A 12432-nucleotide genomic window follows, 5' to 3' on the forward strand; every position below is an offset into this window, starting at 1 on the left:
GTCTTGCTCCTCAGGGCTTCAGCACGACCTTGACGCAGGAATCGCGCTTGTCGCGGAACACCTGGTACATCTCGGGGCCCTGGCTGAGCGGCACGGTGTGGGTGATGACGAACGACGGATCGATCTCGCCCTCTTCGATGCGGCGGAGCAGGTCGTCGGTCCAGCGGTTGACGTGGGTCTGGCCGGTCCGCATCGTCAGGCCCTTGTTCATGAAGGCGCCCATCGGCATCTTGTCGGAGAGCCCGCTATAGACGCCGGCGACGGAGATGATGCCGCCGGGCCGGCAGACATAGATCATCTCGCGCAGCACGTGCGGCCGGTCGCTTTCCAGCATCACCATCTGCTTGGCGCGGTCGAGCACCGTGTCGGGCTGGGACGCCATCACGTGAGCCTCCATGCCGGCGCAGTCGATGCACTTTTCGGGGCCCTTGCCGTCGGTGAGCTCGTTCAGCCGTTCCACCACGCTCTCGGTCTCGAAATTGATCGTGGTGGCGCCGCCGGCCTCGGCCATGCTGAGCCGCTCGGGCAGGCAGTCGATCGCGATCACCTGGTTGGCGCCGAGCAGGATGGCGCTGCGGATCGCCATCTGCCCGACCGGGCCACAGCCCCAGATCGCGACCGTGTCGGTCGGCTCGATGTCGCATTGCACGGCGGCCTGCCAGCCGGTCGGGAAGATGTCGCTGAGGAATAGCAATTGCTCGTCGGGGATACCGGCGGGCACCTTGATGTGGGTGGCGTCGGCAAAGGGGACGCGCAGATACTCAGCCTGGCCGCCGGGATAGCCGCCGGTCAGATGCGTATAGCCGAACAGGCCAGCCGTCGTGTGTCCGAAGGCCTTGTCGGCCAGATGACGCTTGCGGTTGGTGGTCTCGCACACCGAAAAATTGCCGCGCTTGCACTGATCGCATTCGCCGCAAATGATCGTGAATGGCACGACGATGCGGTCGCCCTTCTTCAGCTTGCCGTCGACGCCCGAGCCGACCTCGACCACTTCGCCCATGGTCTCGTGGCCCATGATGTCGCCGGGCAGCATGCCGGGAATGAAATTGTGGAAGAGATGAAGGTCGGAGCCGCAGATGGCGCAGCTCGTGACCTTGATGATGGCGTCGCGCGGATTCTGGATCTCCGGATCGGTGACGGTGTCGCACCGGATGTCCTCCTTGCCGTGCCAGACCAGCGCCTTCATCTTCCGTACTCCCGGTTGAACCACGTGCCATCTAAGTCCAGGAATGAACGATGGTTGCTACCGCCCCGCGCAAATTCTTCGCGCTGCGCAAATAGGAACGAGGGAGCAGGGCAGCGATTGAGCGTCATCACCTCAATTCCAAGGATGTGCGCATGCCCGCCAATCAACTCGCCGTCGTCACAGGCGCCTCCACCGGTATCGGCCTGGAACTCGCCAGGTGCTGCGCCCAGGCAGGTTTCAACCTCGTCATCGCGGCGGACGAGCCCCAGATCGAAAGGGTAGCCGTCGATCTGCGCCGGCTCGGCGGCAGCGTGGAGCCGGTCGAGGCCGACCTCGCCACCACCGAGGGGGTCGACAAGCTCTGTGCCGCCATCGCCGACCGGCCGATCGATGCGCTGCTGGCCAATGCCGGCATCGGTCTCGGCCGGGCCTTCCTCGACCAGGACTTCGCCAGGGTGAGACGCCTCATCGATACCAACATCACCGGCACGCTGTATCTGATCCACCGCGTCGGCAACGAGATGCTTCGCCGCAATGCGGGCCGGATCCTGATCACCGGCTCGATCGCGGGGTTCATGCCGGGCAGTTTCCAGGCCGCCTATAACGCCAGCAAGGCGTTCCTGGATTCATTCTCGTTTGCGCTGCGCGAGGAGCTGCGCGACAGCGGTGTCACCGTCACCTGCCTGATGCCGGGTGCGACCGAGACCGAGTTCTTCCGCCGTGCCGGCATGATGGACACCAGAGTCGGTACCGAAAAGAAGGACAGCGCCTACGACGTCGCCAAGGCCGGGTTCGATGCAATGCTGCGCGGGGAGTCCGACATCGTCACCGGGCTGAAGAACAAGATCCAGACGACGGTCGCCAACGTCACGCCGAACGAGACGCTGGCCAAGCAGCACCGCAAGATGGCCGAGCCGGGCACCGCGCGGTCGTAGCGGCGCCGGCGCAATCTCGCGGAGCGGCGCGAGCCGTCTGGCGGACGGACAAAGGAGATCGCCGATTCACACAGCCTCATGCACAGCGGTCGCAGAGCGTTTCTGGGCAAGTGACGTCTTTTGAGTAACTTACGTGGCGCCGGACGGAAGTTTTTCGGCGAGCCGAGCAACCGTTCCGCGTCAGGAACGTTGGACGCACGCCAGCGCGATTTTGCCTGGCATCATCAACATGTGAACGCAACGGCGCGCTCCACTGACTGACAGGGATACGCCGACGATGATGCGGCGTCGGGTCAAGCATGAGGATACCTTGGAGGCGCGGCTGGCTGCCGAAGCGGAGCGGCTGCGCGAAGAGGCCAAGTCGCTCCCGCCCGGCGCGGCGCGCGACGAGATGCTGCGCAAGGCGCGCCAGGCCGAGACGGGATCTCAGATGAGCGAATGGCTGCGATCGCCGGGCTTGCAGCCGCCCAATTAGCCGCTGCAGCGTGCAGCCGTTAGGCTGCACGCGCCGGGAACGGGTCAGATGTCGGCGCGTACCGATGCGCTGGTGTCGTGGGCAGAAACCGGAAAAATGAGCACCACGTCCATCGTTCCCCGTTGCGTCCGGTTGTCACCCGGCGGTGCGGGAAATCAACGCCGCTTCGCCGCTTTGGTTCGCCGGTTATAGGGCGAGCGGTTGACGGGTCTCAGCGAAATCCCTTCGCGTTGCGCCTTGCTGCGGATGGCCGCGACCGGCCGCTGAAGCTTGATGCTCATCACGCCGGTCGGCGTGTTACCTTTCGCGAGCTGCTTCAGCTTGCTCAGGTCCGCCGGCGTCCAGGGCTGGCGCGCGCGGCGCTTATACGCGGGATTGGCCTTGCGCGGTCCCTTGCGGCCGATCGGCGAGCCCGGCCGTTTCCATGCTGCTTTTGCCATGATGATCCTCCTTCAAGTCGTTCTTGAACATGCGAATCGGCATTTCGGTTCCGGCGCAGTGCGGCGACGATGGCCGCGCGCCCGTCTGCCGCGCAAAATTGCGTGGCGTTAACTTATTGAAATGCCGGAACCGCGAGTTGCGGCGGAAGCTACAAAGGCGCTTCCGGAACCGGGCCGCCCCAACCGGTAGCGACTTGACTGACGAGCGGCTTGACGAGCGGCTTTGGGCCCCGGCGCCCAACCTCCCGTCGGGGCCAGCTTTCTTCCATCCAGATCCAACGTGAAAAGCCATGACCGCCAAACGTAACCGCAGGAAACAGACCCAATCGCTCCAGGAGCGGTTGGCCGCCTTCGCCGAAAGCAGCCGCGAGCGCGCGCGCAGCCTGCCACCCGGCCGGGAACGCGAGATGCTGCTGCGACGCGCCAAGCAGAACGAGGTGACCTCGAACCTGACAGAGTGGCTGAGCGCACCTGTCTCCCCAAGACGAGGACAGTCGTAATGGGGAGCATCAAGCATTACCGCGCGTTTCAGATCGATCCGCACGGCCACGTGTTCGGATGCATCAATCTGGTCTGCGACGATGACGAGCAGGCCAAGCGCGAAGCGGCCGCGCTCGTGCTGGCCCACCGCATCGAGCTGTGGCGGCTCGACCGGCGGATCGCGAAATTCGATCTGCCGCGGGAGGCTGCTCGGCAGTAGAGCTGTGGGAACCGCGCGCTGCGCGGCGGGTTGGTCGATGACCGACTTTGCCAGGAGCCAGCATGACGGAAGCCGACGTTCGCAAGGGAATGCCGCCCGTCAAGCTGTCGCGCGAGGAGTTCGAGCGGCGTTACAAGGAGCAGTTCGTCGACCCTGCCTTTGCCCCGCTGCAACGTGAGCTCGATGCCATCACTGCTGCGGCCTGGGACGCCTATAGCCATTCGCGCAAGGCGCCGTTGACGCGGAAGGCGGGTGCAGGCTTCTCCGACCCGGACTACGATCTTGCCCTCGACTGGCTCGATGCGCGCGCAAAGATCCTGGAAGCGCAACGGCGCCACGACGATGCGGACGAGATGCCGCGCATTCTCGTCATCAACGGCTCGGCGCGCAGCGAACACACCTGTCCCGGCGAGATGTCCAAGACCTGGCGGCTGGTCAAGCTGGCCGAGCCCGTCTTCATCGAGATGGGATATACCGTCGACATCCTCGATCTGTCGCGCCTCGCCTCGGAGTTCGGCAAGACCATTCATCCCTGCAAGTCCTGCGTCGGCACCGCCATGCCGCTCTGCCACTGGCCGTGCAGCTGCTATCCGAACCATTCACTGGGCCAGACCGGCGACTGGATGAACGAGATTTATCCGCTCTGGGTTGCCGCCCACGGCATCCTGATCGTGACGCCGGTGCACTGGTATCAGGTGCCCGCCGGGCTCAAGGCGATGATGGACCGCATGGTCTGCGCCGACGGCGGCAATCCCGATCCGACCTCGACCCACGGCAAGAACCCCACCGAAGCCAAGGCGATGGAGCTGAAGGGCTGGCCCTATCCGCGCCATCTCGCCGGCCGTCATTTCGGCGTCGTCGTTCACGGCGATGCGGTCGGCGCCGAGGGCGTGCGCCGGGCCTTGTCCGACTGGCTGACCGACATGCAGCTGATCTCGGCGGGGCGCTTCGCCGAGCTCGACGGTTATGTCGGCTACATGGAGCCATACGCCACCTCGCATCGCGATCTCGATGAGGACAGGGAATTCCAGCAGAAGGTGCAGAATGCGGCGCGCGCGCTGGGCAACGCGGTCCGGCTTGCAAGGAGCGGGCGCCTCGAGGAGCCCGGTACCGGTCTTGCGGACCCGAACCCGAAATGACGCCGCCGCTCGATTGCCTGATCGTCGGCGGCGGCCCGGCCGGGCTGATGGCCGCGATCTATCTCGCGCGGTTTCATCGCAATGTCTGCGTCGTGGACGCCGGCGCGAGCCGGGCGGCGCTGATCCCGCGCAGCCACAATGTCCCGGGTTTCGTCCACGGGCTGTCCGGCACGGAACTGATCAAACGGATGTCGGCCCAGCTGGACGAGCTCGCCGTCACGCGCGTGGACGCCGAGGTCACCGCCCTGCAGCGACACGATCAGGGTTTTCTGGCGAGCTGGAATGGCCGCACGCATGCGGTCGCCGCCGTCATTCTCGCCTGCGGCATCGTCGATACCCATCCGCCGTTCGACGAATGGCGCGCCGCCGTTGCGGATGGGCTGTTGCGCTACTGCCCCGTCTGCGACGCCTTCGAGGCGACCGGCCGCCGCATCGGCGTCATTGGCCCGCTCGCGCGTGCCGCAGGCAAGGCGCTGTTCCTGCGCGGCTATTCGCGCGACGTCACGCTGCTCGCAACGGAGGGGGATGACGATCAGGCGGCAACGTCACGATTGGCCGAGGCGGATGTGGAGGCCCTGTTCGCGCCCGATCTGCGTTTGCGGCGGAGAGGCGAGGGCGTCGAAGCCGTGTTCGCCGATGGCCGCACGGCGCAGTTCGACATGGTCTATCCCGCGATGGGTGCGGAGGTGCGCTCGCAGCTCGCGGTGTCGCTTGGCGCCGAACATACCGGGGAGGGCTATTTGAAGGTCGACGACCGTCAGCGTACGTCGATCGGTGGGCTCTACGGCATCGGCGACGTCGTCACCGACCTGCACCAGATCTCGGTCGCGTTCGGCCACGCCGCAATTGCCGCCTGCACGATCCACAACAGCCTGCCGCCGCGACTGGCCTGACGGCCCGCTGGCGGTGAGCCTCGCCATCGACCGGAGAAATCTGCGGCGAATGCGCCGAGGATTGCGAGCGGATCGGCGGCATGGACGAATGCGTCGCGATGTGTCGCTCATGCGCACAATCCTGCCGCGCGATGGTGGCCTGAGGAGATGTCCATGCTGGAAGAGAAGCTCAAGGAAGCCATCATCGACGAGTTGAAGCGCCAAGCCGCCGACCGGCCGCAAGCGCTGAAGGTCCAGGGCGCGGGAGACGCGAAGGGCTCGGAGGAGTTGACCGTCAATGGCAAGAGCGATCTTGGTGCGCTGGTCAAGGTGATCGCAGGATCGGTTGCCGGCGGGCCTTAGACTAGCGCCGGTCAACTGCAGCTCTCATGCAGTTCGGGCGGAACGCCGCAGGGACTTCGGCGGCTGACCGAATGCGCGGATGAAGGCTCTGCGCATCCGCTCGGGGTCGCGAAAGCCGGTGGCTTCAGCGACGCGCTCGATCGCTTCTCCGGAGGACTGCACGCGCTCCCGTGCCACCTCGACCCGCAAGCGCTCGACGGCCTTCGTTGGCGTGGATCCGGTCTCGGCGATGAAGGAGTGGACGAAATGCCGTGAACTCAGGCCTGCGCGCTCGGCAAGTGCCTCGACCGTGAGAGGCGCATCCAGATTCTCGCGCACCCATGAAAGAAGGTTGCCGAAGCGCCCGTTCGGCGTCTTCAGTTCGAGCAAGGTCGAGAATTGCGATTGTCCGCCGCTGCGGCGATGGTAAAGCACCAGCTGCCGAGCGGTCGCTTGCGAAATCTCTTCACCGTGGTCCTCGGCGATCATGGCGAGCGCCAGATCAATTCCTGCGGTGATTCCGGCCGATGTCCACACGCCGCCATCGCGGGTGAAGATCTGGTCCGGCTCGAGCCGGACTTTCGGGTAGCGTCCGATGAAGTCACGGGTGCAGGACCAATGCGTGGTCGCGCAACGACCGTCCAGGACTCCCGCCTCGGCGAGCAAATAGGCCCCCGAGCAGACGCTGGCCAGACGCACGCCGCGGCGCGCCAATCTCTGAATGAATGCGATCGTCGTCTTGCAGCGCGCCGCGTCCTCGACGCCTTCGCCACCTGCCACGAAAAGCGTCGTGACTGAGCTTGCCGATCGCAAGTTGCGCGCGAGCATCTCGGTGCCCGACGAACTGCGCACGGCGCCGGCCTTCGTGGCAACCGTTATCACACGCGGCGCATGCGGCGTGTGGCGTCTTGCGATTTCGAACACCGATATAGGGCCGGCGGCATCCAGCAACTGGAATTCGGGAAAGATCAGGAAGCCGATCATGAACGCGTCCAAAAATGAGGGAATTACGCCGTTTCCGCCCCCAAGGCCAACATGGCAGGCTGCCACCGTCAAGCGCGATGTCGAGGTTGGATATGTCGGGTCCGTTGCAGATCGGTCTTCTGGTTTTTCCCCGCGTTACCCAGCTCGATCTCACCGGTCCCGCCCAGGTCTTCTCCAGCCTGCCTGACGTGACGGTGCATCTGATCTGGAAACGCATCGAGCCCGTGCCGAGCGATTCCGTGATTGCGCTGACGCCGACCGTCACCTTCGCCGATTGCCCGCAACTCGACGTGATCTGCGTCCCGGGCGGCTATGGCACTGACGAACTGATGCTGGACCAGGAGGTGCTTGCGTTTCTGAAATCGCAGGCGCGGGGCGCGAAATACCTGACTTCGGTCTGCACGGGTTCGCTCGTTCTCGGTGCGGCCGGTCTCCTGAAAGGATATCGCGCGGCCACGCACTGGACGGCGACCGATGCATTGCCGCTCTTCGGAGCCGAGGTGTCGCGCGAGAGGGTCTGCATCGATCGGAATCGCATGACGGGCGGCGGCATCACCGCCGGAATCGACTTCGCGCTCACGCTGGTTTCGATGTTGAGAGGCCGCGCGGCTGCGGAAATGATCCAGCTGCGCATGGAGTACAATCCCGAACCGCCTTTCCGGGCCGGTTCGCCGGATACCGCGCCGGCTGCGATCGTTGCAGCGATGAAGGAGCGGGTCGCGCCCGCGCAGGCGAGGCGTCTGGAGTTCGTCAGGCGAGCCATTCATCAGGAGGGATAGTGCGGCGTTTCGGGGCGATCATCGCCGACAGTCGTCGCGGTGCCAGAGCGGAGGGGAAGATGGTTGATCACGCAGGGGTATTGCAGTCTTGGCACATCCGACTTTGCCGGTCGGCCTTCGCCATCATTCTGACGCTGGGTCCGGTCGCGCTCGCCGAACGGAGCCTGGCCGCCGATTTTTCCGGTGACGTTGTCCGGATCGGCATCATCAACGACCAGGCGGGACCATTGTCCGACCTTGCCGGACCTGGCTCCGTCGTCGCCGCGAAGATGGCGGTCCACGATTTTCAGAAGGTCGCGCCGGGTCTGAAGGTCGACATCGTCGTCGCCGACCATCAGAACAAGCCGGATATCGGCGCCCAGATCGTCCGCAAATGGTTCGACGTGGATGGCGTCGACATGGTGGCCGACGTTGGAAACTCAGCGGTCGCGCTCGCCATCCAGTCGATTGCGCGCGACAAGAACAGGATCGTCATCTACTCGGCGGTCGGGACCACCGAGATCGGCGGCAAGCAATGCTCGCGCACCGGTCTGATGTGGTTGCACGACAATTACAATCTGGTCGCCGGCTCGGTCCAAAAGCTGGTGTCGCAAGGATACGACAGCTGGTTCTTCATCGCGTCCGACTATGCGTTCGGGCGCAATATGGTCAAGTGTCTCAGCGCGTGCTCGCGGCGACTGGTGCCAAGTCGCTCGGCGCGGTCTTTCATCCGCTGGGAAATGCCGACTACAGCTCTTTCCTGCTCCAGGCCCAGGCTTCGAAGGCCAAAGTGGTCGCGTTCGCCAATGCTGGCGAACAGCTCGTGACCTCGATGAAGCAATGGAATGAGTTCGGAATGAATGCCGGGTCTCAGAAGGCCGTCGCCGAGCTCATGTTTCTGACCGATGTGCACGCCATGGGCGCCGATACGGCCAAGGGATTGACGACGGTTACCGCCTGGTACTGGGCGCTCAACGAGGCGACGCGGGCGTTCGCCCAGAGGTTCTACAAGCTTCACAACGCCATGCCGACCGCGCCGCAAGCCGCCGTCTATTCGGCCGTCCTGCAATACCTGAGGGCCGCGGCTGCTGCAGGGACGGATGAAACCAATGCTGTCCTGGAGCAGATTCGGTCAATGCCCGTAGACGACTTCTATGCGCCTGGCGCGCGGCTGCGCGCTGACAACAAGCTGGTGCACGATTTCTATCTCGTCGAGGTCAGGAAGCCTTCGGACGTGAAGACGCCCTGGGACTACTACGACGTTGTCGAGAGAATACCTGCCGAGGAAGCCTATCTCCCGTTGAGCCAGAGTGAATGCCCGCTGCTGAAGACCTCGCAAAACTAGCGCCGCGCCGGCCTTGCGCCCCTTAAGCGCGCCCCTTCAGCCATACTCCTCGCCGATGCCGTATTCCCGGTAGATCTCCAGCGGGTCGATTTCGGGAAACAGGCGGCATTTGGCCTGGGCGAGGTGCAGGCTCACCGCCGCCGGCTCCTTGCCGTTCGCGAGCAGCTTGCGGATGTCGTCCATATGCGCGTTCGGCTGGTGCTTCGGTGCGAGCTGCTCCAGCGCGACCAGGGCGGTTGCGAGCGCCTCGGTCAGAACCCACTCGTCGTGGCCCGTGATTCCCTTCTTCGGCATCGGCAGACCCCACATATGGCGGCGGCCGGCAGTTTACCGCGACTTCGGTCAAATCGCCATTGAGCCGTCGCGGGCAGTCCGATCGGCCATATTCCGGCCTGTGTTGTGGCCGCGTCTGGCTAAAAGGCGGCAAGTTTCGGGGCGATGGTATCTTTGTTGAAACAAACTTGGCGTAGACGGGCCGCTGCCGCATCCAGGCCGGCCGTTCCGGTCCGGGTCCCCCATCCCGAAATTTTGCAACACGATCGAGTTGCGCCCCGCAAAGGTTCGAGCCAGCATGGCCTTTCTTAGCTTCGTCTACCGCTTCCTCACCAATTTCGCGTTCATGGCGGTGGTCTATTTCAGCCTGAACTTCATGGAGAAGTATCCGAACCGGGCGATCCTGGCGATCCTGGTGCTGGTCTATGCCGGCATGCGCGCCGCTTCGACGCTGCGTGCGTTCTACTTCTTTCAGAAGATCGAGAAGCTGGAGGCTGAGACCAAGCGCCTGCAGGCCTCGATTAATGACGGTTCAGGCGGAGCCTCGACGCGCAGGCAGGTCGTCGCCGATGTGGCGCGTCTGCGGCGCGATGGCGAGCTCAAGTCCTATATGGACCTGTTCTTCCTGGCGCTGATCGTGCTGCTCTGCGTCGCCGCGATCATGCGGCAGTGAGGGCTCAGGCGCGCTTCTTCAGGCTGGCGACGCGGGTCGGGCGGTGACGCTCCTGGATGCCGGGCCCTTGGGTGCAGTGCCCGTGGCTGTCGTGCCCTTGGGCTGCTCGGCATGATCCGGTGCCGCCGCCGCATGCGCCGTCCGCCGTCCCTGCAGCTTGGCCGCCTTGCCCTTCGCTGCTTTGGCATGTGCGGCCTTGTCCCTGGCCGCACGAGATGTCTCGGCTGCCATCGCCAGCCGCGTCGCGGCACGCCGAGATAGGGTCGTCGACAGCAGCACCTCGACCGAGCCTTCGGGGATCGCAAAGAGCGCGCGGCCGGGCACGGGCAGGGTGGCCGCGACATTGGCCTGCGCCATGGTCCGGAGCGGCAGCAACGGCTGATGCTCGGCCTGCGCATTGAGGTCGGCAACAGCGGGCGCCGGCAGCGTCCGGATCTGCGTGAACACGAAATTCGGCACGCGCGGCCAGCGCGCGATCGGCGTCGTCTCGGTCGGCGGATGCAGCAGCCATTCCACCGTCGTGGTCGGCGTCGCCGGCCGCTCGGCGGTCGCGGGCACCACATGCACGATGCGATAGCCGCGCGCCTTGAGGTCGCGGATGATCTTGGGCAGCGCCGCCACCGTGCGGGCCTGGATGTCGTGCAGCAGCAGGATACCCTTGCCCTTGGCCTCCAGCCGCTGGATCGCGAGCTGGTAGACGCGGTCGGACGACACATGCCGCCAGTCGTCGGCGGGGAAATCGGCGCTCCAGACCTGGATGCCGCGCGAGATCAGATAGTTCTCGACGCCCTCGGCGCGCATCAGGCCGGGAATGCGGAAAAACGGGGCGAGCTGGGACGGATCGGTCATCGCGGCCGAGGTCCACGCGATTCCGCCGTTGATCTCGGCCTCGGCCTTGTCGATCGGCATCCGGTCGAACGTCAGCGGATGGTCCATGCTGTGCGTGCCGACGGTGTGGCCCGCCGCGACCAGCTTGCGCACGCCTTCCGGATTGGCCTTGGCCTGGCTGCCGATGATGAAGAAGGTCGCCTTGATGCACTCGTCGGCGAGGATCTGGAGCACCTGGTTGGAATATTTCGGCAGCGGACCGTCGTCGAAGGTCAGGACGACCTCATGGTCCTTCAGCGGCAATGTCTCGCGATACTGCATGGTGCCGATCAGCGGATGCTCGCGCGGATCGACCACGAGGGTGCGGGAGGTGCCGAGGGCGTCCGGGTGGCCGGGACAGTCGGCTGCCAAGGCCGCCGGTGTGCCGACAGTCAGCATTCCCAGACAGAGGACGATCCACGATCGCGTCCGCAAAACAACGCCAATTCCGATCATGAACCTCGTCTGCCCTCGTGCGTGATTGCCGCCTTGGTAGGTCGGAGACGCCCCGGAATGGTTCAGGCGCAATACCCAACCATCTTTGCAGGAGGTAGCATGAACAGAGTGTTAATTGGGCCAGGATCACCCCATTTTGCGCTGGCGTGACATTCCGGCATCAGTGCGCATCGGCGCTCTTCTGTGACGTGCCCGCCGGTACGACGTGGACCACCCGATAGCCGTTCTCCCTCAGATACCGCAGAAAGGCCGGCATCATTGCGGCCGTGCGCACCTTGTTGTCGTGGAAGAGGATGATGCCCTTGCCGCTCGCCGCCAGGCGGTCGGTGACGAGTTTCAATTCCTGCTCCGGCGTGATCTCCTCCCAGTCGCTGGCCCATAGGTCGGCCCCGAACACGACGATGCCGCGCGACTGGAGCAGGTCGAGCTGTGCTTGCGTCGACTCGAAATAGGGAAAGCGGAAGAACGGCGTCGAGGGTATCGTCGTCGAGCTGCCGTGCAGCGCCATCTCGTCGGCAGCGATACCGCGATCGATGTCGGCCTTCGACTTGTCGAACGGGATATGCGCCATGAACGGATGCGACCAGGTGTGGTGGCCGACGGTGTGGCCCTCGCGGGCGATGCGCTTGACCATGTCGGGATACTCGGCGGCGTGCTGGCCGATCAGGAAGAAGGTCGCGCGCACGCACTCCTGCGCCAGCGCTGCCAGCACCTTCGACGTCGTCGGCGGGAACGGGCCGTCGTCGAAGGTCAGAACGACCTCGTGATCGGCCAGCGGCAGCGTCTGGGGAAAGCTCTTCAGGCCGACGCGCGGATACGTCTTCGCGTCAACGCTCAGGATGCGCGAGGTGCCGAGCGCGTCCTTGCGCGGGCACTCGGCGGCATCGGCCGAGGCGATGCCGATGATAGAAGCGATGACCGCGCCCGCCGTCATCGATGTCCATTTCAGTCGAAGCATCTTTGTCATTGCGCTCAGAGTTGCCTTGT

At 64.8% G+C, this 12432-nt stretch carries 15 protein-coding genes and 2 pseudogenes; 11 read left to right on the plus strand and 6 right to left on the minus strand.

The window, feature by feature from the left end; translation table 11 throughout:
- Positions 1-10: 10 nt before the first annotated feature.
- Positions 11-1186, minus strand: coding sequence for a zinc-dependent alcohol dehydrogenase (locus ABIF91_RS32040; RefSeq protein WP_028177388.1), 1176 nt, complete (start codon positions 1184-1186; stop codon positions 11-13).
- Between the two features lie 152 nt (positions 1187-1338).
- Between ABIF91_RS32040 and ABIF91_RS32045 the strand changes: the two genes are divergently transcribed.
- Positions 1339-2121, plus strand: coding sequence for an SDR family NAD(P)-dependent oxidoreductase (locus ABIF91_RS32045; protein WP_028177389.1), 783 nt, complete (start codon positions 1339-1341; stop codon positions 2119-2121).
- Between the two features lie 277 nt (positions 2122-2398).
- The gene (locus tag ABIF91_RS32050) at positions 2399-2596 is read left to right on the plus strand and encodes a hypothetical protein (protein ID WP_028177390.1); all 198 of its coding nucleotides are present in this window, start codon (positions 2399-2401) and stop codon (positions 2594-2596) included.
- Between the two features lie 155 nt (positions 2597-2751).
- On the opposite strand, the gene ABIF91_RS32055 is transcribed toward ABIF91_RS32050, so the two are convergent.
- Positions 2752-3036 (minus strand): hypothetical protein, encoded by a 285-nt coding sequence (locus ABIF91_RS32055; RefSeq protein WP_028177391.1) that lies wholly within the window; start codon positions 3034-3036, stop codon positions 2752-2754.
- A 290-nt stretch (positions 3037-3326) separates the two neighbouring features.
- Between ABIF91_RS32055 and ABIF91_RS32060 the strand changes: the two genes are divergently transcribed.
- The 6 genes and pseudogenes from ABIF91_RS32060 (at position 3327) to ABIF91_RS32085 (ending at position 6110) form a co-directional block, all read left to right on the plus strand.
- The gene (locus tag ABIF91_RS32060) at positions 3327-3536 is read left to right on the plus strand and encodes a hypothetical protein (RefSeq protein ID WP_028177392.1); all 210 of its coding nucleotides are present in this window, start codon (positions 3327-3329) and stop codon (positions 3534-3536) included.
- The gene (locus tag ABIF91_RS32065; protein ID WP_028177393.1) at positions 3536-3736 is read left to right on the plus strand and encodes a hypothetical protein; all 201 of its coding nucleotides are present in this window, start codon (positions 3536-3538) and stop codon (positions 3734-3736) included. Before ABIF91_RS32060 ends, ABIF91_RS32065 begins: the two co-directional genes overlap by 1 nt.
- Before the next feature lie 62 nt (positions 3737-3798).
- Positions 3799-4875 (plus strand): flavodoxin family protein, encoded by a 1077-nt coding sequence (locus tag ABIF91_RS32070; protein ID WP_028177394.1) that lies wholly within the window; start codon positions 3799-3801, stop codon positions 4873-4875.
- Positions 4872-5768, plus strand: coding sequence for an NAD(P)/FAD-dependent oxidoreductase (locus tag ABIF91_RS32075; RefSeq protein ID WP_028177395.1), 897 nt, complete (start codon positions 4872-4874; stop codon positions 5766-5768). The genes ABIF91_RS32070 and ABIF91_RS32075 overlap by 4 nt, the downstream gene beginning before the upstream one ends.
- A 35-nt stretch (positions 5769-5803) precedes the next feature.
- Positions 5804-5911, plus strand: a pseudogene (locus tag ABIF91_RS32080) (four-helix bundle copper-binding protein); the annotation flags it as partial.
- Positions 5912-5921: 10 nt separating this feature from the next.
- Positions 5922-6110, plus strand: a complete 189-nt coding sequence (locus ABIF91_RS32085) for a hypothetical protein (protein WP_028177396.1) — start codon at positions 5922-5924, stop codon at positions 6108-6110.
- 24 nt (positions 6111-6134) lie between these two features.
- On the opposite strand, the gene ABIF91_RS32090 is transcribed toward ABIF91_RS32085, so the two are convergent.
- Positions 6135-7073, minus strand: a complete 939-nt coding sequence (locus ABIF91_RS32090; RefSeq protein WP_028177913.1) for a GlxA family transcriptional regulator — start codon at positions 7071-7073, stop codon at positions 6135-6137.
- A gap of 92 nt (positions 7074-7165) precedes the next feature.
- Between ABIF91_RS32090 and ABIF91_RS32095 the strand changes: the two genes are divergently transcribed.
- Both ABIF91_RS32095 and ABIF91_RS32100 read left to right on the plus strand, forming a co-directional pair.
- Positions 7166-7852 (plus strand): DJ-1/PfpI family protein, encoded by a 687-nt coding sequence (locus tag ABIF91_RS32095; RefSeq protein ID WP_028177912.1) that lies wholly within the window; start codon positions 7166-7168, stop codon positions 7850-7852.
- A 59-nt stretch (positions 7853-7911) separates the two neighbouring features.
- A pseudogene (locus ABIF91_RS32100) lies at positions 7912-9176 on the plus strand (ABC transporter substrate-binding protein).
- Between the two features lie 36 nt (positions 9177-9212).
- Here ABIF91_RS32100 and ABIF91_RS32105 read toward each other — a convergent pair.
- The gene (locus ABIF91_RS32105; protein WP_028177910.1) at positions 9213-9485 is read right to left on the minus strand and encodes a hypothetical protein; all 273 of its coding nucleotides are present in this window, start codon (positions 9483-9485) and stop codon (positions 9213-9215) included.
- A gap of 262 nt (positions 9486-9747) precedes the next feature.
- Between ABIF91_RS32105 and ABIF91_RS32110 the strand changes: the two genes are divergently transcribed.
- Entirely contained in the window at positions 9748-10122 is a 375-nt protein-coding gene (locus ABIF91_RS32110) for a hypothetical protein (RefSeq protein WP_028177909.1), read from the plus strand.
- 18 nt (positions 10123-10140) lie between these two features.
- Here ABIF91_RS32110 and ABIF91_RS32115 read toward each other — a convergent pair whose 3' ends face one another.
- Positions 10141-11445: a polysaccharide deacetylase family protein gene (locus tag ABIF91_RS32115; RefSeq protein ID WP_245285438.1), complete on the minus strand. Its 1305-nt coding sequence runs from the start codon at positions 11443-11445 to the stop codon at positions 10141-10143.
- A 160-nt stretch (positions 11446-11605) separates the two neighbouring features.
- Entirely contained in the window at positions 11606-12412 is an 807-nt protein-coding gene (locus ABIF91_RS32120) for a polysaccharide deacetylase family protein (protein WP_155251819.1), read from the minus strand.
- Positions 12413-12432 lie beyond the last annotated feature (20 nt).

It is taken from the genome of Bradyrhizobium sp. USDA 241 (genome assembly GCF_049739505.1).
Lineage (GTDB): Bacteria > Pseudomonadota > Alphaproteobacteria > Rhizobiales > Xanthobacteraceae > Bradyrhizobium > Bradyrhizobium liaoningense.

Coding starts and splice junctions, on each gene's coding strand:
- ABIF91_RS32075 (WP_028177395.1), top strand. CDS start 4,872: ATGACGCCGCCGCTCGATTGCCTGATCGTCGGCGGCGGCCCGGCCGGG.
- ABIF91_RS32120 (WP_155251819.1), bottom strand. CDS start 12,412: ATGACAAAGATGCTTCGACTGAAATGGACATCGATGACGGCGGGCGCG.
- ABIF91_RS32105 (WP_028177910.1), bottom strand. CDS start 9,485: ATGTGGGGTCTGCCGATGCCGAAGAAGGGAATCACGGGCCACGACGAG.
- ABIF91_RS32070 (WP_028177394.1), top strand. CDS start 3,799: ATGACGGAAGCCGACGTTCGCAAGGGAATGCCGCCCGTCAAGCTGTCG.
- ABIF91_RS32050 (WP_028177390.1), top strand. CDS start 2,399: ATGATGCGGCGTCGGGTCAAGCATGAGGATACCTTGGAGGCGCGGCTG.
- ABIF91_RS32045 (WP_028177389.1), top strand. CDS start 1,339: ATGCCCGCCAATCAACTCGCCGTCGTCACAGGCGCCTCCACCGGTATC.
- ABIF91_RS32090 (WP_028177913.1), bottom strand. CDS start 7,073: ATGATCGGCTTCCTGATCTTTCCCGAATTCCAGTTGCTGGATGCCGCC.
- ABIF91_RS32095 (WP_028177912.1), top strand. CDS start 7,166: ATGTCGGGTCCGTTGCAGATCGGTCTTCTGGTTTTTCCCCGCGTTACC.
- ABIF91_RS32060 (WP_028177392.1), top strand. CDS start 3,327: ATGACCGCCAAACGTAACCGCAGGAAACAGACCCAATCGCTCCAGGAG.
- ABIF91_RS32115 (WP_245285438.1), bottom strand. CDS start 11,445: ATGATCGGAATTGGCGTTGTTTTGCGGACGCGATCGTGGATCGTCCTC.
- ABIF91_RS32040 (WP_028177388.1), bottom strand. CDS start 1,186: ATGAAGGCGCTGGTCTGGCACGGCAAGGAGGACATCCGGTGCGACACC.
- ABIF91_RS32055 (WP_028177391.1), bottom strand. CDS start 3,036: ATGGCAAAAGCAGCATGGAAACGGCCGGGCTCGCCGATCGGCCGCAAG.
- ABIF91_RS32065 (WP_028177393.1), top strand. CDS start 3,536: ATGGGGAGCATCAAGCATTACCGCGCGTTTCAGATCGATCCGCACGGC.
- ABIF91_RS32085 (WP_028177396.1), top strand. CDS start 5,922: ATGCTGGAAGAGAAGCTCAAGGAAGCCATCATCGACGAGTTGAAGCGC.
- ABIF91_RS32110 (WP_028177909.1), top strand. CDS start 9,748: ATGGCCTTTCTTAGCTTCGTCTACCGCTTCCTCACCAATTTCGCGTTC.